The organism is Vulcanococcus limneticus LL (assembly GCF_943369875.1).
Lineage (GTDB): Bacteria > Cyanobacteriota > Cyanobacteriia > PCC-6307 > Cyanobiaceae > Vulcanococcus > Vulcanococcus limneticus_A.
On record NZ_CALROT020000009.1, the window covers coordinates 163,118 to 181,295 of the forward strand.

Sequence of the window (18,178 nt, forward strand, 5' to 3'; positions counted from 1 at the left end):
GCTCACTTCTTGCCGAGCAGGCTGCCGGCGACGGCCTTGAACTCCGCCAGGTTGGCGCCGGCCCGGCGGCGGCGCATCGGCAGGGCGCTGCCGGGGGTGAGGCAATCGGGGGCGAAGGTGGCGGTGCTGGGGGCCGGGCGGTTCGCCTGGGCAGCCCGCAGCTCGGCGGCGATGGCCTCGGCCGTTGTCAGCACCGGGCCCGTCTCCGCGGCAGCGGCGGCAGCGGGGGCCGCTGCGTCAGGGGCGACCTTGACAGCGCTGGTGGCCTGGACGGCAATGGCGGGCTGAGCGGCACCCTTGGCCGGTGTCTCGGCGGCGGGGGCGGCCGCCACGGGGGCGACGGCGACCGGCTGCTCGGGGGCCTCGTCGTCGAGTTTCAGAAAGAACGAGCCCTTTCGGTTGAAGACCATGGCGCCGGCAGTCGAGGCGGTGGGCCCGATTATCCGCCGCCGCAGCGCCCCAGACGGGCTCGGCTTAGGGCTGTGCAACAGAGCTGGTCCGCCGCCGTGTTGAGCTGGGGTCCCTCGCGTTCGCCACCCCCGATGCTGGAGCTGATGGTGCTGGCCTCGCCGGAGCGCCTCCAGGGCTGGCTGCTGGCCCTGCTGCTCAATGCCGTGCTGATCGCCCTGGCCCAGCGGCTGCCGCTGCTCACCCGCTCGGGCTGGGTGCATGCCGGCATCCTCGGCACGCTGCTCTGGGGCAGCCTGGGCTGGCGGGGCTGGCTGGCGGTGGTGCTCTACCTGGCCCTGGGCTCCCTGGTGACCAGGCTCGGCTACCGGCGCAAGCAGGAGCTGGGTCTGGCGGAGGCGCGGGGTGGTCGGCGCGGCCCGGAGAACGTCTGGGGCTCGGCCGCCACCGGCGCGGCCCTGGCCCTGCTCACCACGCTGCCCTCGGCGCCGGTGACGCTGCTGCTGATCGGCTTCAGTGCCAGCTTCGCCGCCAAGCTGGCCGACACCTGCGGCAGTGAGATCGGCAAGCGCTGGGGCCGCCACACGCTGCTGATCACCAGCCTGCGCCCCGTGCCGCCCGGCACCGAGGGGGCCATCAGCCTGGAGGGCACCGCCGCCAGCGCCGCCGGCAGTGCCCTGATGGCCCTGGTGCTGCTGCAGCTGGGGCTGCTGCAGGGCTGGCAGCCCTGGCTGCTGGTGGCGGGAGTGGGGCTGGTGGCCACCCTGATCGAAAGCCTGGTCGGCGCGGTACTGCAGCCACGCCTGGCCTGGCTCAGCAATGAGCTGGTGAACGCGCTGCAGACCCTGATCGCCGCCCTGCTGGCCATGGGTCTGGCCCAGGCCCTGCTGCTGGCCTAGCTAGCTCGCGAACCGGGGGGCCAGCTCCAGCCGCAACTGGCTCAGCAGAGCCTCGAAGCGGCGCTGGGCCACCCGGGCGCTGGTGCCCAGCCGACGCCCCAGCTCCCGCCAGGAGCACTGCTCCAGGACTCTCCCGAGCACCAGCGCACGCTGCTGGGGGTCGAGGGCAGCCAGTTGGCGCCGCAGCAGCCGATGCTGCTCCTCGGCCTGGAGGCCGTCGAGGGGATCACCGGCGCTGCGCGGATCCACCAGTCCGTCCAGGGCCCCGCCTCCGGCACCCCCACCTGCAGCCGGCGCGTTGGCGTCCAGTGGCTGATCGAGGCTTCCCAGCCGCTGGGCCCGGGCCTGCCCCAGGGCTTCCCGCCAGCGGGCGGGCGTGCAGCCGAGGGCCTCGGCCATGGCGACGTCGGAGAGGGCGGGGGCACCGCGATGCAGGCGCTCCTGCTGCAGCCGCAGACCGCGGTGGTGCAGCTCCCGAAGGCCGCGGCAGCCGCGCACCAGACAGCCACGGTCGCGCACGTGCTGACGGATCCGGCCGCGGACGTAGGGAACGGCCACGCTGCTCAGGGCCGCGCCGCGGCGGCCATCAAAGACCTCCACGGCACGGATCAGGCCGATGCTGCCCTCCTGGAGCAGGTCCTCGAAGGGGATGGCACAGCGGGCGGCCTCCCGCCGGGCGATCTGGCGCACCAGGCCAAGGTTGGCGCTCACCACCCGGTTGCGCAGTCGCGGGCAACGGCTGCCGCCGTAGGCCGCCAGTTGCTGGGCGTTGTGGCGGTGGGCCGGGGCGGCACCGCCCGCGCGGGGGCCTCGCTCAGGAGCCGGCCGGTGCTGGCCGCTGGGGGATTGCGGGCGGGGCCAGGGGCGACCCGCGTTCCGTTGCGGTTCGGGGCTGGCGGCGGTGGCGGTGCGGGAGGACGGCATGGCCGGATCTGGGAAACCTCAGATTCAGCGTCAGCGCGGTGGTCCCATCGGCTCCTCCCGCCGGCAGGGGAATTCCCCTCCCCCGTTCGGGGGACAGGCCCACAGCCCAGCGGGAGCCGCCCGCCGGCCCCGGCCGTTCCCTCAGGCCAGGGGGGTCGCCGCCAGGAGCGGCTGCAGGCCGGCCCACTCCAGCAGGGCCGGCCAGCGCCGCACCCGCTCGTACACGGCCCGGTGGCCCTCGCCGTTGAGGTGCAGCCCGTCGCCGCTCAGCCACTGGGGCCAGACGGGATCGGCCAGCAGCTGGTCCACCAGCGGCAGGAACGGCACATCGGCCTCCAGGCAGGCCTCCTCGATCAGCCCCTCGTAGCGGCGCACGGCCTGCAGGCCGTACCAGAGCACCTCGGCGTAGGGCATCACCTCCTCCACCACCGGCGTCAGCCCCAGCACCAGCACCGGCGCGATCGTGCGGGCCTCCCGCAGCAGCTGCTGCAGGCCGAACAGGAAGGCGTCCTCGGCCAGCTGGGGGCGGCCGTCCGGACGGCCCACCCGGGCCGTGTCGTTCAGGCCCACCGCCAGCAGGATCCCGTGGGGCCGCTGCCGCCGCAGCTCGCCGCGGCAGCCCACCTCCGCCGCCAGCCGCGCCGCCACCCGCTCCAGACCGTCGCCCCGCACCCCCAGGGGGTAGAGCACCGGCCCCTCGGGCAGGCCCATCCAGTGGCGCCGCAACCGCTCGCACCAGCCGCCCTCGTCGGGATCACCCCAGCCGTAGACGCCGCTGTCCCCCAGCACGATCAGCTTGCGGGGAATGGCCAGGGGCATGGGCGGCAGGGGACGACTGGGAACGGAGGGGACCTCAGGCGGACGCCAGCAGGCGGCGGCGGGCCCGGTCGCTGAGATCCTCCCCCAGCAGGGTCAGCAGGGCGTAGACCGCCAGCAGGGCCAGCAATTGATCCCAGGCGAAGGCGCTGAGGGTCTCCAGCAGCTGGCTGCCCAGGCCCGCGGCCCCCACCAGGCCCACCACCACCGTTTCCCGCAGGATCACATCGGCCCGGTAGGCGCCGTAGGCCAGGTAGGAGCGGGCCAGGCCGCTGAAGCGCCCGTAGAGCAGCGCCAGCCGCGGACCCGCCCCCGCCGAGGCCAGGGCCTGCTGGCGCTCGGGGCCAGCGGCCTCGCTCGCCTCCAGCAGCAGCCGGCCCAGGATGCCCAGGTTGTGGTAGCCCAGAGCCAGGGCCGCCGTCACCACCCCGGGCTGGAGCACCAGCAGCAGCAGCAGGGCCGTGAGGGGCGGCGGCCAGAGGCGGCCCAGGGCCCAGGCCAGCCGCAGCAGCAGCCGGCCCCAGGGCCAGGGGGCCACCAGCAGCAACAGCAGCGGCGCCAGCCCCACCGCCAGGCCGGCAGCCAGCAGGGTGAGCAGCAGGGTGTTGCCCACCAGGCCCGGCCAGGGCAGGGCCAGGGCCACCTCCCAGCCGCCGGCGGGCAGGGGCGGCAGTGGCTGCCAGTGCAGCAGGGCCAGGGGGGTCACCTCCAGGCCCTTGGCCACCGCCAGCACCAGGGGGATCAGCAGCAGCAGGGCCAGCAGCAGCTCGCGGCCACTGCGGCCCACGCCAGCGGACGCCAGCCCCAGGCGCTGGGGCATGCCCCAGCGGCGCCGCAGCAGGCCGATGCCGGCCTCCAGCAGCAGCATCAGCGCCAGCAACAGCCACAGGCCCGTCCAGAGCTCATCGAACTGCAGCGACTGCAGGGTGAGCTTGAGGTCCGTGCCGAGGCCCCCGAGCCCGAACACCCCCAGCAGGGTGGCGCTGCGCAGGGCGCACTCCAGCCGGTAGCCGCCGTAGCTGATCACGCCGGGCAGCAGCGGTGGACCGAGGGCCGTGAGCAGGGCCGCCGGACCCGGGGCACCGCCGGCCCGCAGGGCCTCCAGCCCCGTGGTGGGCAGGGCATCGAGCAGGTCGCTCACCACCCGGGCCACCAGGGCGCCGAAGGGAATGGCGATCGCCAGCACGGCCACGGCCGGCTGCAGGCCCAGCACCTGCAGCAGCAGCAGGCCCCAGATCAGCTCGTGGATGGAGCGGGGGATCGCCAGCAGGCGCCGCAGCAGCTGGGCGGGCCAGGGGGTCCCCGCCAGGGTGTGCCAGAGGGTGCGGGAGCTGGCCAGCCCCAGCAGCAGCCCCAGCACCAGGCTGGCGGTCCAGCCCAGCAGGGCCATGCCAGCGGTCACCGCCAGGCCCTGGAGCGCCGAGGCCAGGACCAGGGGATCGCGGGAGGGCCGCACGGCCGCCAGCAGGAACTGGCCCACCAGGTCCCAGCCGCCGCCATGCAGCAGGCCCGGCAGGGCCAGGGCGATCGGCAAGAGCACCAGGGCCGGCGCCAGCAGCAGCAGCGGCGGCGCCAACCGCACCCTCACGGCACCTCGCTGCCGTAGAGCTCCGCCAGGGCCGCGTCCCCCACGGCTGCCACCGGCCCATCGAACTGGATCCGGCCGGCCCGCAGGCCGATCACCCGATCAAAGCCGGCCAGCAGGTCGGGGCGGTGCAGGCTCAGCAGCAGGGCCCGTGGCGCCTCGGCCTGGCGCAGCAGCAGGGCCAGCAGATCCGTCGCCAGGCGGGGATCGAGGCTGGCCAGGGGCTCATCGGCCAGCAGCAGCTGGGGCTCCTGGCGCAGCACCCGGGCGATCGCCACCCGCTGGCGCTGGCCCCCCGAGAGGGCGGACACCGGCTGGGCCAGCAGGGCCGGATCCAGGTCCATCCGCGCCAGGGCCTCGCGGCAGGCGGCGGTCTCCAGGGGCAGCAGCAGGTTGAGCAGGGCCTTCGGCCAGCCCCACACCGCCAGGCGCGCGGCATTGAGGTTCTGCTGCACCGTGAGCTCCTCGATCAGGCGCAGGTCCTGCCAGAGGGTGCCGATGCGGGCCTGCTGCAGGCGACGGGCCCGGGCGGATCGGGCCGGCGGCGCCCCCTGCCAGCGCACGACGCCGGCACTGGGCCGCAGCAGGCCATTGGCCACCGCCAGCAGCGTGCTCTTGCCGGCGCCGCTGGGGCCTAGCAGCGCCACCCGCTCACCGGGCCCCACCCGCAGCGACACGGCATCCAGCCGCGGTCGGCCCCGTCCCGCCACCGTGACGGACTGCAGCTCCAGCACCGGAACGCAGGGCAATCCCGGGCCCAGGGGGCCGGGCTCGGGCGGGACGGCCATGGCGCGGGCGGGAGGCAGGGGGGAACCGGAGTGGAGCCATCCTGCCCGTCGGGCTACACGTGGGTGAGCCGGAACACCACCAGCACCAGGATCAGCGCCACCAGAACCACCTCGAGCAGATCGGGACCGCGGGGATTCATCGCACCTCCCGCTCCCGCTGCTCCAGCCGCCGCACCGAGGGCAGGGCCAGGGCGAGGGCCAGCAGCGGCAGTTCCAGCAGCAGCTGGCCGTTGCCGACGGCGAGGAAGGCCAGATCGAGGCAGACCAGCACCCGCAGGAACAGCGACCAGACGTCATCGCCCTCGCTGCTGCTGCGCATCCACAGCACGAAGCCGGCCAGCAACAGCACCAGATCGATCAGCAGATCCATCGGCTCAGCCGGCGCCCTTCGCCGTTGATTGTGCAGGAGATCGCGGACCCCGTGCGCCGGAGCCCGCCGTGCCTGTCAGCGGCCGCCGACCGCCGCGGCGCACCGCCGCCGACAGCCGACGCCCGTGCACTCAGCGGATCTTGCCGATCTGGCGGCCCACCTGCTCGATCTGGCCGTAGGCCTTGGCATCGGCGCCGGTGAACTGCTGGGCACCGAACAGCCCCAGGATCTGCTTCTGCTCCGGGTTGCTGGGGCGCCAGCTGAGGATCGCGCCCTTCACCCTGGCGGTGAAGCCCTTGCCGAAGCGCCGATCCAGGTCGGGCTGGGCGATCCAGTGGTAGTCCTGATAGCCGGGGGTCTTCCAGATGGCGATCACCTTGTCGCGCTTGGCCTTGCCGTCGTGCAGGCTCGTGCGCCACACCTGCTCGTTCACGGCGCCGGCGTCGTAGGCGCCGCTGGCCACCAGGGCGATGGTGGCGTCATGGCTGCCGCTGAAACCCGCCGTGCCGCCGCGGAAGTCGGAGGTCTTCACGCCGGCCTTGCCCAGGAAGTATTCGGGCATCAGGCGACCGGAGGTGGAACTCTCCGATCCGAAGGTGAAGCGCTTGCCCTTGAGCTGGGTCAGGCCCTGCACGCCCGTGACCGGCTTGAGGCCGCTCTTCGCGTTGGCGATGAAGATGCTGTGGAAGCTGGCGTCGATGTCGCGCTGGGCCAGCACCCGGGCGCCGGGCTTCTGCAGCCGCGCCTGCACGCCGGTCAGTCCGCCGAACCACACCAGATCCAGGTCGCCGGTGCGGAAGGCGGTCACGGCGGCGGTGTAGTCGGTCACCGGCAGGTACTTCACCGGCACGCCCAGCTGCCTGCTCAGCTCATTGGCCACCAGCGGGTAGAGCCGGTTGAGCTTCTCGGGCTTCTGGTCGGGGATGGCGCCGATGCGCAGCAGCTTCTGGGGGGCCTTCTGCTGGGCCCGGGCGGCCGGCAGCGGGCCCGGGGCGCCGCTGGGAAGGGAGGGGAGGGCCGCCGGCAGCAGGGCCAGGCCGAGGCCGGCCAGCACGGCGGCCGAGCGTTCTCGGCGGAGCGCGGAGCAGAGGAAACGGACCATCGCCGCAGGGGGAAGAGACCCCCGGATTGTGGCTGTCGAGGGATGCCCCCTGGTCAGAGGCTCTCCAGGAAGCGGCGCATCCGCCCCAGGCCGTCCTGGATCGTGGCCGGAGCCGCCGCGCAGGAGAGGCGGATGCAGCGGTCGTCGCCGAAGGCGCCACCGGGCACCGTCGCCAGGCCCTGCTCCTCCAGCAGCCGGTTGCAGAAGGTCATCGAGTCCAGGCCGCTGGCGCTCACATCCGGGAAGGCGTAGAAGGCCCCCTCCGGCGGCAGCAGCTGCAGGCCCGGCAGGGCCCGCAGGCCATCGGAGAGCAGGGCGCGGCGCTCGTCGAACTGGGCGGCCATGGCGTGCACGCAGTCGCGCGGGCCGCTCACGGCCGCCAGGGCGCCGTACTGGGCAAAGCTGCACACGTTGCTGGTGCTCTGGCTCTGCAGGGCGCTGGCGGCGGCCACCACGTGCTTCGGGCCCGCCAGCCAGCCGATGCGCCAGCCGGTCATCGCCCAGCCCTTGGCAAAGCCGTTGACGATGAACACCCGATCGGCCAGATCCGGGGCCACCGCCGCGAAGCTGTGGTGCTCATGGCCGGGGGCCAGCAGGAATTCGTAGATCTCGTCGCACACCACCGCCACCTGGGGGTGGCGGCGCAGCACCGCGGCGATCGCCTCCAGCTCCGGCCGGCTGAGCACCATGCCGGTGGGGTTGGAGGGGCTGTTGAGCACCAACAGCTTGCTGGCGGGGGTGATGGCGGCCTCCAGCCGCTGCGGGTCGAGGCGGAAGCCCTCGGCGGCCGAGCTGGGGATCAGCCGCACCGAGGCGCCGGCCAGCTGGGCCATCTCCGGGTAGCTGAGCCAGAAGGGGGACGGCAGCAGCAGCTCGTCGCCGGGGCCGAGCAGCACCTGGAACAGGTTGTAGAGCGCCTGCTTGCCGCCGTTGGTCACCAGCACCTGCTCGGCGGTGGTGGGGGCGCCGTTCTCGTGGGTGAGCTTCTCGGCGATGGCGGCGCGCAGCGCGGGCTCGCCGGCGGCGGGCCCGTAGCGGGTGTGGCCGGTTTCGAGGGCCTCGGCGGCGGCCTGGCGGATGAAGGCCGGGGTGTCGAAGTCCGGCTCGCCGGCGCTGAGGCTGCAGATGTCCTGCCCCTCGGCCCTGAGGGCCTTGGCGCGGGCGGCGATGGCCAGGGTCAGGGAGGGCTGCAGAGCTTCTGCCCGGGCAGAGAGCGGCAACGGGCGCGGCATCGGTGCAGCGACGGGCGGCGGCACCCCAAGGGGGAACCAGGACTGGGGGTCATCCTGCCTTACCCCCCGGCCGGTCTTCGTCACAGGGCGGACCGTTCGGCGGATCCGGGCCCGGCCTGGTAACGGCAGAGTTCGGACGCCCTGCGCCATCCCCTTGGACGCCCCCTCCTGCCGCTGGGTGCTGGCGGCGGATGATCCGGCCGGTCTGGCCGCCTTCTACGGCGCCCTGCTGCACCAGCCGCCCGTCGCGGGCCAGGGGCCCAGCCACTGGCTCGTGGGCCTGCCCGCCGGTGGGCGGCTGGAGATCTATGCCCCCGCCCGCTCCCGCCCCCGGCCCCGCCAGGAGGGGCGTCTGGCCCTGGCCCTGCAGCGCCCGGCCGGCCCCGACGGCGGCACCACGCTGGCGGCCTGGATCGCCGAGGCCGAAGCCGCCGGCGCCCGACTGCTGGAGGGGCCGCGCCAGGAACCCTTCGGCTGGGAGGCCTGGCTGGCGGATCCCGAGGGCAACCGGCTGCTGCTGCTGGTGGCGGCCTGAGGCGGTCCCCCCGCCGCTGGACGCAGCGGCGGCGGGCTGGGGCTCCATAGGATCACGGGCCCGCCCAGCAGCCAGGCCCGAGGTGAGTGAGGCAAGCCTGTTTGATCTGCTCCCGGACGGCACGGGCACGGCCCCTGGCGGCGCTGCCCTGGGCGGCCAGGCCCTGACTGACGGCAGCTCCATGGCGGCGTCCGGAGTCCTGGATCCCGCGGCCCGCGACCGGGCCCTGGCGGAGCTCGCCGCCAGCTGCGACGCCTGCCGCGGCTGCGGCCTGGCGGCCGGCCGCCAGCAGGTGGTGGTGAGCCGCGGCAACCCCCGGGCCCGGCTGATGGTGATCGGCGAGGGGCCCGGCGCCCAGGAGGACGCCAGCGGCTCGCCCTTCGTGGGCAAGGCGGGCCAGCTGCTGGACCGGATGCTCGAGAGCGTCGGGCTCGACAGCAACCGCGACGCCTACATCGCCAACGTGGTGAAGTGCCGGCCGCCGGAGAACCGCAAGCCCACCGCCCTGGAGATGGCCGCCTGCCTGCCCTTCCTGCGGCGCCAGATCGCGCTGGTGCAGCCCCAGGTGGTGCTGCTGGCCGGCGCCACCGCCGTGGAGGGGGTGCTCGGCATCAAGGGCGGCATCACCAAGCTGCGGGGCCAGTGGCGCCAGTGGGAAGGCCGCTGGCTGATGCCGGTGTTCCACCCGTCCTATCTGCTGCGCAACGCCTCGCGGGAGCGGGGCAGCCCCAAATGGCTCACCTGGCAGGACCTGCAGGACGTGCGCCGGCGCCTGGCCCAGCTGGAGGCCGGCGACGCCGGTGCGCCCTGAGCCCCCGGGGCGCGGCCCCGCCAGCCAGTTGACCCACAGTCTGTGACAGGCTTGCGGCGTCTCCCGGCCCCCCAGCGATGACCGCCGCCCCGGCACGCACCGACAGCCCTGCCGCCGCCGCTCCGGCCACCCCCGACTGGGCCCAGAACCCCCGCTACGACACCGTCATCCGCCGCCGCAAGACCCGCAGCGTGCGCGTGGGCGACGTGTGGGTCGGCAGCGAGCACCCGGTGGTGGTGCAGTCGATGATCAACGAGGACACCCTCGACATCGAGGGCGCCACCGCCGGCATCCGCCGGCTGCACGAGGCCGGCTGCGAGATCGTGCGGCTCACGGTGCCGAGCCTGGCCCACGCCAAGGCGGTGAAGGAGATCCGCCAGCGCCTCGAGGACAGCTACCGGGCGGTGCCGCTGGTGGCGGACGTCCACCACAACGGCATGAAGATCGCCCTGGAGGTAGCCCAGCACGTCGACAAGGTGCGGATCAACCCGGGCCTCTATGTGTTCGACAAGCCGGATCCCAGCCGCACCGAATTCACCCCCGAGGAGGTGGCGGCGATCGGCGAGCGCATCCAGGCCACCCTGGAACCCCTGGTGAGCCTGCTCAAGGAGCAGGACAAGGGCCTGCGCATCGGCGTGAACCACGGCTCCCTGGCCGAGCGCATGCTGTTCACCTATGGCGACACCCCCCTGGGGATGGTGGAGAGCGCCATGGAGTTCATCCACATCTGCGACCGCCTCGACTTCCACAACATCGTGGTGTCGATGAAGGCCTCCCGCGCCCCCGTGATGCTGGCCGCCTACCGGATGATGGCCGACCGCATGGACGCCGAGGGCTTCCACTACCCCCTGCACCTGGGCGTGACCGAGGCCGGCGACGGCGACTACGGCCGCATCAAGAGCACCGCCGGCATCGCCACCCTGCTGGCCGAGGGCCTGGGGGACACGATCCGCGTCTCGCTCACGGAGGCGCCGGAGAAGGAGATCCCGGTCTGCTACTCGATCCTGCAGGCCCTGGGGCTGCGCAAGACGATGGTGGAATACGTGGCCTGCCCCAGCTGCGGCCGCACCCTGTTCAACCTCGAGGAGGTGCTGCACACGGTGCGGAACGCCACCGCCCACCTCACGGGTCTGGACATCGCCGTGATGGGCTGCATCGTCAACGGCCCCGGTGAGATGGCCGATGCCGACTACGGCTACGTGGGCAAGACCCCCGGCGTGATCTCTCTCTACCGCGGCCGCGACGAGATCCGGCGGGTGCCGGAGGCCGAGGGCGTCCAGGCCCTGATCGCCCTGATCAAGGAGGACGGCCGCTGGGTCGATCCCTGAAGCCCATGGGCTGAGCAGGCCGCTGAGCCCATGGCCTCACCAGGCCCCTGAGCCGTGTGACGCTGTGCCGACGGATTCGGTTCTCCTCCGTCTCCCACTCATCGCGCAGGGGCTAGCTTGAAGCACAACCCCTTGGGCACCAGGAGTTCGCCGCATGGCCAGGCGTCACACCGCTAGACATCGCACCGGTGTGTGGGTGCTGGTGGGGGCAGGTACGTTTGCCGCCTCCGCCATCCTGGGCAGCGATCTGATGGCCTCCCCCGGCGTCGCCTCCCTGGTGAGCGACAGCCCCAAGGAGGTGATGGATCAGGCGTGGCAGATCGTCTTCCGCGACTATCTCGACACCACCGGCAAGTACACCACCGACCGCTGGCGCACCCTGCGCAAGGACCTGCTGGCCAAGAGCTACGGCAGCACCAAGGAGAGCTACGAGGCGATCCGGGGCATGCTCGCCACCCTGGATGATCCCTACACCCGCTTCCTCGATCCGCGGGAATTCAAGGAGATGCAGATCGACACCTCCGGGGAACTCTCCGGGGTGGGCATCCAGCTGAGCCTCGACAAGGACACCAAGGAGCTGGTGGTGGTGTCGCCGATCGAGGGCTCCCCCGCCTCCCGGGCCGGCGTGATGCCGAAGGACGTGATCGTGTCGATCGACGGCAAGAGCACCAAGGGGATGAGCACCGAGGACGCGGTGAAACTGATCCGCGGCCAGGCCGGCACCAAGGTGACGATCCAGCTGCGGCGCGCCGGCAAGGTGCTCGACACGCCGCTGACCCGCGAGCGGATCGAGCTGCACGCGGTGGAACACCAGGTGAACACCAGCGGCGATGGCACCAAGGTCGGCTACATCCGCCTCAAGCAGTTCAACGCCAATGCCGCCAAGGACATGGCGGCGGCGGTGAAGGATCTGGAGGGCAAGCAGGTGCAGGGCTACGTGCTCGACCTGCGCAGCAACCCAGGCGGCCTGCTGATGGCCAGCATCGCCATCGCCCGCCAGTGGCTGGATGAGGGGATCATCGTGTCCACCAAGACCCGCGACGGCATCCAGGACACCAAGCGCGCCAACGGCCGCGCCCTCACCAAGCGCCCCCTGGTGATCCTGGTGAACGAGGGCTCCGCCAGCGCCAGTGAGATCCTCTCGGGGGCCCTGCAGGACAACAAGCGGGCCGTGCTGGTGGGTCAGAAGACCTTCGGCAAGGGCCTGGTGCAATCGGTGCGGGGGCTCTCCGATGGCTCCGGCATGACCGTGACCATCGCCAAGTACCTCACCCCCAGCGGCCGCGACATCCATAAGCACGGCATCGACCCGGACGTGGCGGCCAAGCTGAGTGAGGCCGAAGCCCAGAAGCTGAAGCTGGAGGACCTGGGCACCAAGCGGGACAGCCAGTACCGCGTGGCCGAATCCACCCTGCTCAAGCAGCTGCGCAGCGCCGCCACCGCCAGCCAGCCCTACAACCCCAACAGCGCCAACCTGCCGGCAGCCCTGGCCAAGCCCTGAGCAGGATCGGCTGGCCGGTTCGGCAGAACGCCCGGGGCGAGGAGGATCTTCGCTCCTGAGGGGCAGCCCACTGGAGCTGCCCTCAGCACTACCCCCTCAACGATAGGGAGCCAGACCGAACCCCTCACTTTCACTGGAGAGCGGCGGCTGGCTGCGGCGGCCTGGGCCGATCGGCAGCACCTGGATCGTGGTGGGGCGGCCATAGCCCGGCAGGGAAGGGGCAGCCGGGCCTAAGGCGATACGGCTGCCGCTGCGGCCGACCTGGGCCAGCAAGGGCTGGCACCCACCGGCGCTGCCGATCAGCTGGCCCACCTGCCGGGGCGCGATGCCCGCCTCCCAGCCCTGGGCCCAGCCGCGCCGCATCCCCTGCTGCTGGATCAGGCCGCGGGCCTGGGCGCCGTCGATGCTGCCGTTGTCGTAGAGGCACTGCACCACCGCCAGGGTGGTGACCGGCAGGCTGTCCGACGACCCACCCAGGCCAGGGGCAGGCTGGTAGGGAGCCGGGGCGTAGCCACGGCCATAGCCGCTTCCACCGAGTCCTGGCAGACCGAGTCCCCGCAGACCTCGCCCTGGGGCCCCGAAACCGGAGCCCCCGAAACCCAGGCCGGGCATGCCTTGGGTCAGCCCGGGCATGCCGAGGCCCAGGCCGGGAGCGAAGCCGCCGCCCTGGCCCAGGAAGGCCATGGCGAGGGAGAGCAGGAGGTTGTTCATGGCTGGCTGGGGGGTGGGAGGGCGAGGCCTGAGGCAGGACGCTGCAGGGCCGATCGGGCCAGACGGCCCTCGCCGGCCAGCCGGGTGCCGTTGCCGCAGTAGCGCTCGAACAGCTGCAGCACTTGGGCGGGCGGAAGCTGGGCGGTGTAGCGGGCCTCCAGCTCGCCGAGCTGCTCACGGGCCGGATAGAGGCGCAGGGAGCTCAGATCAGCCGGTGCCCGCTTCGCCAGGGCGCGGACCATGCCGGCGTGGTGGCGCGGATCGGTGAGGGAGCCACCGCGACAGGCCTGCATCCGGTGGGTGGCCTCATGGGCCAGGGTGTTCCACACGGCCGCCGGGTCCTGGTGCACGCGGCAGACCACGATCGTGTCACTGCCGTGGTGGTAGAGCCCCTGCAGGCCCCGCTGCCCGCAATCGCGCTGCAGCACCCGAACGCCGGAACGGCTCAGCAGCAGCCGCAACTGGTCGATCGCCTGCCAGGTGGGATCACTGGCCTGGACGGCAGGCGCCGGGGCGAGCAGCAGCACCGCAGGAACAAGGCGGCACGCAAGAGCACGCCACGAAAAAGAAACCCTCGCCTGGCTGGCCAAGGCAGGCCTGGCCCCTGGGGATGGGCGATCGGGAGAAGTGGTCGCGGAGCGGTCCACGGGGTGGAGGGGTCGTCTCTCCAGCCTGTTGGTGCCCGCTCGGATCGGGACAACCGATCCCAGTTGGGGGTGTGACCAACTGTGACCGGACCGGACTCAGGCTGCGCCGCCCACCGGCTGCATGAGGCCGCCACCGGGGGTGGAGTCGTCGTCGTCGTTGCCGGTGTCGCCCTGGGTGAGGGCGTAGACGCCGAGGGCCAGAACGCTCACCAGGGCCGAGATCAGACCGAAGCCGCCCTCAAGGCCGCTCCCCAGATCGATCACCTCACCCATGGTTGCCCTTAACAGAACTTCTTAGGATCGTAACGGATGTTTGCGGGGTCTGTGGGCTCTCGGGGCTCCTGCGCGTGCTGTAGCCGCCAGAGTTCACTTGTTCAGTCCTCGATCTGCCCTTCATGCAGGTTCTGTTCATCCACCAGAACTTTCCAGGGCAGTACCCCCATCTGGCCGAGGCCTTGCGGGACCGAGGTGATCAGGTGCTGGCTATCGGTGGCCCGACGGCCGTGGCGCTTCCAGGGGTGCCACTGCACCGCTATGACCCGATGGCGAGGGGTGAGGTGCCGACTTGCCATCACTGGGCCGCCGATTTTCAGGTGAAGCTGCTGCGTGCCGAGGCAGTGGCCCTCCTGCTGGAGAAACTGATCAGTCAGGGCCTGCGGCCCGATCTGGTGGTTGGCCATCCCGGCTGGGGGGAACTGCTGGCAGTGAAGGATCTTCTGCCGGGGGTACCTGTGCTGCATCACGTGGAATTCATCTATCAGATGGAGGGCGGTGATGTGGACTTCGATCCGGAGTTCAGCCGCACTGGTTGGTCGGATCGCACCCGCCTGCGCCTGAAGCGAGCACCGCAGCTGCTTGCCTTCCACGACCTCGACTGGGGCATGGCCCCCACTGCATGGCAGGCATCAACCGCACCGGCGGAATTCCGCGAGCGGATCAGCGTCATCCACGAAGGTATCGACACCCAGCGCATTGGGCCCAGGAAAGATTCATCGATCAGCCTGCAGAAAGCGGGGCTCAGCTTTGAGGCGGGGGATGAGGTGATCAGCTTTGTGGCCCGCAACCTGGAGCCCTATCGCGGCTTTCATGTGTTCATGCGGATGTTGCCGCAGCTGCAGAAACTGCGTCCCAAGGCGCATGTGGTGATTGTCGGGGCGGAGGGAGTGAGCTACGGCAGCCCACCGCCACGAGGAGTCAGCTGGAAAAAGGTGCTCTTGCAGGAGCTGGCTGGCCAGCTGGACCTGCGCCGCATTCATTTCGTGGGGCAGGTGCCCCATGCGGTGCTGCACGACCTGTTCCGGGTGGCGGCTTGTCACGTGTACCTCACGTACCCGTTTGTGCTCAGTTGGAGTCTGCTCGAGGCCATGGCCTGTGGTGCCGTGGTGATTGGCTCGGCGACGCCGCCGGTGCAGGAGGTGATCCGCGCTGGCGAGAACGGCCTGCTGGTGGACTTCTTCGATCTCGAAGCCATAGCCCAGCAGATCGCGGAGGTGCTAACCGATCCAGCTGCCTATCGGTCCCTGGGCGAGACGGCCCGTCGTGATGTTGTGGCCGGCTACGACCTCAAGACGGTGTGCCTGCCGAAACAGTTGGCGTTGGTGGATCGGTTGGCCCGAGAAGCTGCGGATCAGGCCGTGAGCACAAAGTCGCTGAAAGTCAGGGATGTGGAGGCACCGAGCAGGGCAACTTCGATAGGGTTGTAGGTGGTACTACTGCCATCTCTGTCGTAGTAGAGGGATCCGGTTGTGGTGTTGTAGATGAAGCGCTGCGCCGTGCTGTTGGCGGAGGTGACGCCAGCACCGCTGCGGAACTGGGTGCTGGTGATGGCTGTGGCGGAGTTGCTGAAGCCTGCATAGACCGCCTTGCTAAACGACAGCTTGTCGGCACCGGAGATGAAATCGGTGATCAGGTCGCGGTTGGTGCTGGCGTTGGGTGCTGTGGTGAACCGGAAACTGTCGCTGCCTGCTCCACCGGTAAGGCTGTCGTTGCCGCCAACTCCGATCAGGGTATCGTTGCCATCGCCGCCCGCAAGGCTGTTCGCGGCGATGTTGCCAGTGAGGATATTGGCCAGGGCGTTGCCGGTGCCGTTGATGGCAGTGGTGCCGCTGAGGGTGAGGTTTTCAACCTGGGCGATGGTGGCAAGGGAGAAGGTCACCGAGCTCTGGATGGTGTCGGTGCCGCCTCCAACCAGTTCGGAGATCGTGTCAGTGGTGCTGTCAAGGATGTACGTGTCATTGCCGCTGCCGCCGATGAGGGTGTCGACGCCAAGACCACCATTGAGACTGTTGGCGGCACTAGTGCCGGTGATGGTGTTGTTATTGGCATTACCGGTGCCGTTGATGGCGGAGGTGCCTGTGAGGGTTAAATTTTGATATTGAGCAGCCAGAGAAGTAACGGAGCTTGAGGAAGAGAACGCTGTCGCGTAAGCATTGGTGAAGCTGAGCACGTCGTTGCCGGCCTGATCTTGCAGCACACTTGTGAGCTGGTTCCCCGTGGGATCGGTGTAGGAGACGCGTAGATCGACATTGGAGGCCGGGGCCGATCCACTGAGAGTGAGAAGAAGAGTCCGCCCCGATGCGTCCGTACTGTCGAGCGTCACCGTGCTGACGGTGCGAGGGGAGGTGGTGCCGGTCCCGCTGACGGTCTGCACCGCAATTGCGGACGTTAGTGGCAATCCTGAGGTGGCTAGAGCCTCGGTGAACGTGACCCTGACAGCGCTACCGCTGACGCTGATGCTGCTCAGGCCAGGGGGATTCGTGTCCCCAGCAGGGGCAACGGCAGTGGTTGCCGCGGAAGTTACGGATTCAGCCTGGCCGTAAGCATCAGTGTAAGTGGCGGTCACAGTAATGGTCTTGCCGATATCGCTAGCTGATAGGGCATAGGTGTTGCCATTCGCGCCTGAAATCTCAAGCCCATTGGCGTTCCACCGGTAGTTAATGATTCCGATACCATCGCTATCGGCCAGGTTGTTGGAAGCGGTGAGGACTTCCCCCTCGGCCGCAGTGCCTGCAATGGTCACGACGCCGGTGGGCGCGTCGTTGACATTGGCTATGGTCTGTTCGGCACCTGAGAACACGGTGACTCCGCCGAGAGAATCAATTGTCGTCACGACGAGGCGTATGGTCTTGCCGACGAAGCTTTGATCAGTCGGAATGACAAGTGCGGAAGCGCTTTGCTCGGCTATGCCAGCCCAGCTGCCCCCAATGAGTTCCTGCCATTGGAACGATGTGCTGGTGATGACACCATCAACATCGTTGGCACCATTGAGAGACCCGATGAGGGAGCCCCCTTCTGCGGCCATTCCGGCGATGGTGAGAGTGCCTGTCGCCGCATCATCAACGGGCAGGATGTTGATGACAAGGGATGCAGAGGTACCACTACCACGGCCGTCGGTGACCGTGTAGGCAAGGAGAATGGGGCCATTGACGTTGGCATTTGGCGTGACGGTGACACTCCCTCCACTACCAATACTGATGGTGGCATTGGTTGCACCGATATCTGTGACAGAAAGGGAATCACCATCTAGATCGCTGTAGCCAGCCAACAGCTGGTCCTGGGTAATTATGATCGCGGTGTCTTCAGTCCATGAAGGCAATGAGGTTGATGTACCGCTCAGGAATGGGTTGCGATTGAGCTGGCTGAAACTTCTGATATCACCTGATTGGTTATCGAACTGAAGAATTTCAATGTTCTTCAGGCGGCTGCCACCAGTGCCGCTAGATACCAGGATCTCATCTCCGTCCCATGCGAGTGCATATTTGGAAGAATCACCAGCAAACGATGCAGTATCGCTGCCGTTTCCACCATCATAGACATCGTCACCGATTTCATCACTGTTCAGAAACAGGTCATCACCCGCTCCAGCATCCACAACATCGTTGCCATTGCCAGAAGTCAGTGTGTCGTTCCCCGATCCACTGACCAATGTGTCATTGCCGCTACCGCCATCCAGATCGAGAGCAGCATTCGTGCGTTGAGATGAGCGTGTGATTTCAGGGAGAAGCTCTCCTAGGTTGTTGAGCTGATCTCTGGTCAGGCTGATGCCAAGCATCACATCGCTACCCTCAATTCCCTCAACTCGGCCACCACCGCTGAGCCCACTCATCACGTCGCCATTGGGTGTGCCGAACAGGGGCGAGAAATTGCTTGCGACGAGCTCGGTTGATTGAAGATTGCGTAGAACAGCTAGGGTTACAAAGTTTTCTCCACCTCCATTGGTATCGAACTTAAGATGTGTATCTATACCAACCTGCTCAATGGCTAAATGGCCTGTTTTGAATGGATTTGCACCGTTGTAGTTAGTTGCTCCGTTCTGCATGAGGTCTGAGATGTCTATCAAGTCACTGTCAATGCGACCAGCTTCAAAGTCTGTGATTTCAATTGGCTTACCAGTAATGGTGGTGTAGTTGCCGCTGGTGTCTGTCCTGAAGTTGAGGGAGGCCTGAGTGGCTTTGTACTGGAGAGCGGTCAATACGAACCGATCACGACCAGAGCCGCCGGCAATGGCTAGTTGAAGAACAC

The 18,178-nt window shown here is 69.5% G+C and carries 18 protein-coding genes; 6 read left to right on the forward strand and 12 right to left on the reverse strand.

Annotated elements, in window-relative coordinates; genetic code table 11:
* Nucleotides 1–2: 2 nt before the first annotated feature.
* Entirely contained in the window at nucleotides 3–410 is a 408-nt protein-coding gene (locus ACLV7J_RS11575) for a hypothetical protein (protein WP_411869243.1), read from the reverse strand.
* Between the two features lie 132 nt (nucleotides 411–542).
* On the opposite strand from ACLV7J_RS11575, the gene ACLV7J_RS11580 reads away from it, so the two are divergent.
* Nucleotides 543–1,307 (forward strand): TIGR00297 family protein, encoded by a 765-nt coding sequence (locus tag ACLV7J_RS11580; RefSeq protein ID WP_411869244.1) that lies wholly within the window; start codon nucleotides 543–545, stop codon nucleotides 1,305–1,307.
* Here the strand turns inward: ACLV7J_RS11580 and ACLV7J_RS11585 are convergent, their stop codons facing one another.
* The 7 genes from ACLV7J_RS11585 to ACLV7J_RS11615 all read right to left on the reverse strand — a co-directional run bounded on the left by ACLV7J_RS11585 (nucleotide 1,308) and on the right by ACLV7J_RS11615 (nucleotide 8,124).
* Entirely contained in the window at nucleotides 1,308–2,231 is a 924-nt protein-coding gene (locus tag ACLV7J_RS11585) for a sigma-70 family RNA polymerase sigma factor (protein ID WP_411869245.1), read from the reverse strand. It lies immediately after the preceding gene.
* Between the two features lie 141 nt (nucleotides 2,232–2,372).
* Entirely contained in the window at nucleotides 2,373–3,050 is a 678-nt protein-coding gene (locus ACLV7J_RS11590; RefSeq protein WP_411869246.1) for a GDSL-type esterase/lipase family protein, read from the reverse strand.
* A 34-nt stretch (nucleotides 3,051–3,084) separates the two neighbouring features.
* Nucleotides 3,085–4,629, reverse strand: coding sequence for a PhnE/PtxC family ABC transporter permease (locus tag ACLV7J_RS11595; protein WP_411869267.1), 1,545 nt, complete (start codon nucleotides 4,627–4,629; stop codon nucleotides 3,085–3,087).
* A 2-nt stretch (nucleotides 4,630–4,631) separates the two neighbouring features.
* On the reverse strand, nucleotides 4,632–5,420 hold the full coding sequence (locus ACLV7J_RS11600) for a phosphonate ABC transporter ATP-binding protein (protein WP_411869247.1): 789 nt from the start codon (nucleotides 5,418–5,420) through the stop codon (nucleotides 4,632–4,634).
* Between the two features lie 136 nt (nucleotides 5,421–5,556).
* Nucleotides 5,557–5,790 carry a hypothetical protein gene (locus ACLV7J_RS11605; RefSeq protein ID WP_411869248.1) on the reverse strand — a complete coding sequence of 78 codons (234 nt, stop codon included), beginning with the start codon at nucleotides 5,788–5,790 and terminating at the stop codon, nucleotides 5,557–5,559.
* Nucleotides 5,791–5,920: 130 nt separating this feature from the next.
* Nucleotides 5,921–6,892 (reverse strand): putative selenate ABC transporter substrate-binding protein, encoded by a 972-nt coding sequence (locus ACLV7J_RS11610; protein WP_411869249.1) that lies wholly within the window; start codon nucleotides 6,890–6,892, stop codon nucleotides 5,921–5,923.
* Nucleotides 6,893–6,945: 53 nt separating this feature from the next.
* Nucleotides 6,946–8,124 carry a pyridoxal phosphate-dependent aminotransferase gene (locus ACLV7J_RS11615; protein WP_411869250.1) on the reverse strand — a complete coding sequence of 393 codons (1,179 nt, stop codon included), beginning with the start codon at nucleotides 8,122–8,124 and terminating at the stop codon, nucleotides 6,946–6,948.
* A 154-nt stretch (nucleotides 8,125–8,278) separates the two neighbouring features.
* Here ACLV7J_RS11615 and ACLV7J_RS11620 point away from each other — a divergent pair, with 154 nt between their 5' ends.
* From ACLV7J_RS11620 to ACLV7J_RS11635, 4 genes are all read left to right on the forward strand, one after another.
* Nucleotides 8,279–8,659 (forward strand): VOC family protein, encoded by a 381-nt coding sequence (locus tag ACLV7J_RS11620; RefSeq protein WP_411869251.1) that lies wholly within the window; start codon nucleotides 8,279–8,281, stop codon nucleotides 8,657–8,659.
* 181 nt (nucleotides 8,660–8,840) lie between these two features.
* Nucleotides 8,841–9,470 (forward strand): uracil-DNA glycosylase, encoded by a 630-nt coding sequence (locus tag ACLV7J_RS11625; protein ID WP_411869268.1) that lies wholly within the window; start codon nucleotides 8,841–8,843, stop codon nucleotides 9,468–9,470.
* Nucleotides 9,471–9,547: 77 nt separating this feature from the next.
* The gene (gene ispG, locus ACLV7J_RS11630; RefSeq protein WP_411869252.1) at nucleotides 9,548–10,798 is read left to right on the forward strand and encodes a (E)-4-hydroxy-3-methylbut-2-enyl-diphosphate synthase; all 1,251 of its coding nucleotides are present in this window, start codon (nucleotides 9,548–9,550) and stop codon (nucleotides 10,796–10,798) included.
* A gap of 154 nt (nucleotides 10,799–10,952) precedes the next feature.
* A complete protein-coding gene (locus ACLV7J_RS11635) occupies nucleotides 10,953–12,299 on the forward strand; it encodes a S41 family peptidase (protein WP_411869253.1) in 1,347 nt (448 codons plus the stop codon).
* A gap of 96 nt (nucleotides 12,300–12,395) precedes the next feature.
* On the opposite strand, the gene ACLV7J_RS11640 is transcribed toward ACLV7J_RS11635, so the two are convergent.
* The 3 genes from ACLV7J_RS11640 to ACLV7J_RS11650 form a co-directional block, all read right to left on the reverse strand.
* Complete coding sequence (locus ACLV7J_RS11640) at nucleotides 12,396–13,010, reverse strand: hypothetical protein (RefSeq protein WP_411869254.1); 615 nt, start codon at nucleotides 13,008–13,010, stop codon at nucleotides 12,396–12,398.
* A complete protein-coding gene (locus tag ACLV7J_RS11645) occupies nucleotides 13,007–13,537 on the reverse strand; it encodes a hypothetical protein (protein WP_411869255.1) in 531 nt (176 codons plus the stop codon). The genes ACLV7J_RS11640 and ACLV7J_RS11645 overlap by 4 nt, the downstream gene beginning before the upstream one ends.
* Nucleotides 13,538–13,753: 216 nt before the next feature.
* On the reverse strand, nucleotides 13,754–13,930 hold the full coding sequence (locus ACLV7J_RS11650) for a hypothetical protein (RefSeq protein ID WP_411869256.1): 177 nt from the start codon (nucleotides 13,928–13,930) through the stop codon (nucleotides 13,754–13,756).
* A gap of 122 nt (nucleotides 13,931–14,052) precedes the next feature.
* Here ACLV7J_RS11650 and ACLV7J_RS11655 point away from each other — a divergent pair, with 122 nt between their 5' ends.
* Nucleotides 14,053–15,360: a glycosyltransferase family 4 protein gene (locus ACLV7J_RS11655; protein ID WP_411869257.1), complete on the forward strand. Its 1,308-nt coding sequence runs from the start codon at nucleotides 14,053–14,055 to the stop codon at nucleotides 15,358–15,360.
* Here ACLV7J_RS11655 and ACLV7J_RS11660 read toward each other — a convergent pair.
* Nucleotides 15,285–18,178, reverse strand: a 2,894-nt coding sequence (locus ACLV7J_RS11660; protein ID WP_411869258.1) for a cadherin-like domain-containing protein, incomplete at its 5' end; no start/stop codon positions are given. The genes ACLV7J_RS11655 and ACLV7J_RS11660 overlap by 76 nt on opposite strands.